At 52.9% G+C, this 272-nt stretch carries 1 pseudogene; it reads left to right on the top strand.

The features are described from left to right. Window positions 1-272, top strand: a pseudogene (locus FLQ44_RS21315) (bifunctional aconitate hydratase 2/2-methylisocitrate dehydratase); the annotation flags it as partial.

The raw sequence follows: 272 nt of genomic DNA, 5'->3' as shown, positions 1-272 counted from the left end.
CGTCACCGTGTTTAAGGTGCCGGGAGAGACGAACACCGACGATTTATCTCCCGCAACCCATGCCACAACCCGCCCGGATATTCCCTTGCACGCCTTGGCAATGCTGGAATCTCGGCAACCGGGAAGTTTGGAAACGATTGTCGAGTTGAAGAAAAAAGGGCATCCCGTGGCGTATGTAGGGGATGTCGTCGGAACGGGTTCTTCCCGGAAATCTGCGATTAACTCTGTTTTGTGGCACATTGGGCACGATATACCCTTCGTACCCAATAAAC

Origin of the sequence: Vogesella mureinivorans (assembly GCF_007644035.1) — a bacterium.
GTDB classification, from domain to species: Bacteria; Pseudomonadota; Gammaproteobacteria; order Burkholderiales; family Chromobacteriaceae; genus Vogesella; species Vogesella mureinivorans.
This window is presented reverse-complemented; position numbering and strand designations above follow the sequence as displayed.